Here is a 1,126-nt window from a genome sequence, read left to right as displayed (position 1 = left end):
ACGGATTGTAGGCACACGGTTTCAGGTACTATTTCACTCCCCTCCCGGGGTACTTTTCACCTTTCCCTCACGGTACTAGTCCGCTATCGGTCACTAGGTAGTATTTAGGCTTAGCAAGTGGTCTTGCCAGATTCACACGAGATTTCTCGGGCCCCGTGCTACTTGGGATCCCCTCCACCAGGCCGCACCATTTCGTCTACGGGACTCACACCCTCTACGGTCCGCCTTTCAATGCGGTTCGACTATGACACGACTTTCTTACTGGTTGAAGAACTGTCAGATTCTTCAAGAAGGTCCCACAACCCCGTACGCGCAACGCCTGACAGCTTGACACGCGCACGGTTTGGCCTCATCCGCTTTCGCTCGCCACTACTCACGGAATATCTCTTCCTGCCGGTACTGAGATGTTTCACTTCCCGGCGTTCCCTCCTACACCCTATGTATTCAGATGCAGGTGACCGCACATGACTGCGGCCGGGTTCCCCCATTCGGAAACCCTCGGATCACAGCTCGTTTGCCAGCTCCCCGAGGTTTATCGCAGGCTACCACGTCCTTCTTCGGCTCCTAGTGCCAAGGCATTCACCGTGTGCCCTAAAAAACTTCGACACACTCTACAAAATTGCTACAGAAATCCAAGATAAATCTTGAAATCTGAAGATGCTCGCGTCCACTGTGCAGTTCTCAAGCAACGGACGGTCCCGCCGGCACCGATGTCGCCCACCCCAACCACGTGGAGCAGTCCGACACCCACCGACGACCCGCGTCGTGAAACCCCCGACCCATGGCCGGTTGCCTCAGGACCCAACAGTGTGCTCTACCAGTCAACCCTCGACACCGAGACCCGTTCCTGCCCACCAGCACCCGAAAGCACCAGCAGCTGTACTAGACGTCCCGACCCCACAGGGCCGACCGTACGGTCAATGTTCCACCCAGAGCAGCCACCAGACACACAAACGGTGTCTCGAGCGGCCTGCATGGACCCCAGCTACCAGCCACACCGACACCCACCCGAACGGGCAAGCTCACGCCGGCGCGACCACCAGGGCCACGTGCTCCTTAGAAAGGAGGTGATCCAGCCGCACCTTCCGGTACGGCTACCTTGTTACGACTTAGTCCCAATCGCCGG

General features: G+C 57.8%; 2 rRNA genes. Both read right to left on the bottom strand.

Annotation, left to right across the window (positions count from 1 at the left end):
• Positions 1 to 606: ribosomal RNA gene (locus ACWAT2_RS19310) — 23S ribosomal RNA — on the bottom strand; the annotation flags it as partial.
• A 454-nt stretch (positions 607 to 1,060) separates the two neighbouring features.
• Positions 1,061 to 1,126: ribosomal RNA gene (locus ACWAT2_RS19305) — 16S ribosomal RNA — on the bottom strand; the annotation flags it as partial.

The sequence above is a fragment of the Isoptericola sp. GX10416 genome, from assembly GCF_056590155.1.
The sequence above is the reverse complement of the archived record's forward strand: the minus strand, read 5'-3'. Positions and strand labels throughout refer to the sequence as shown.